Raw genomic sequence first — 520 nt, 5'->3', positions numbered from 1 at the left:
CGTCTGAGTGCTCTTGTCGATGAACACGTCATCGCTAGGTGCTGGGACAGTCACAGTGCCGACGGTGTCGCCTGCCTTGATGGTAATGGTCGAGCCGTTATCGAGCTTCAGAGTGACGTCAGTGCCGGCCTTGTTGCTCAAGGTTGCGGTGTACGTAATCTGGCCGCCTTCGTTGACTGCGCTTGGCGCGGTCAAAGTGACGGTGGTGGTATCAGCGGTGCCCGGTGTGTCGGTCACGGTGGTGTTAACCGGTGTAGTACCCGGCACCAGGTTTTCGAAATGCTCGCCGCCGGTCACACCCTTGATTGCGGTGGTGACGGTCTGGTCGCCTTTGTACACATCATTTGGAGCTACAACCGAAACGGTGCCGCTGGACTGGTTCACGCCGATGGTGATGGTCTGGCCGTTATCCAAGGTCACGGTCAGCGGGTTGGTGATGTTAGTCACTGCCGCGCCGTTTTTATCCACAAGGCTGGCGGTGTAAACAATGTTGCCGCCTTCGCCAACGGTGGTGGTAGCG

Annotated in this window: 1 protein-coding gene; it reads right to left on the bottom strand. The window is 58.3% G+C overall.

Annotated features, from left to right (window positions below; genetic code table 11):
* The coding region (locus ACI77D_RS29350; protein WP_407018104.1) for an immunoglobulin-like domain-containing protein at positions 1-520 on the bottom strand (520 nt) is incomplete at both ends.

The sequence above is a fragment of the Pseudomonas sp. O39 genome (assembly GCF_045447295.1).
Lineage (GTDB): Bacteria > Pseudomonadota > Gammaproteobacteria > Pseudomonadales > Pseudomonadaceae > Aquipseudomonas > Aquipseudomonas antarctica_A.
The sequence above is the reverse complement of the archived record's forward strand: the minus strand, read 5'-3'. Positions and strand labels throughout refer to the sequence as shown.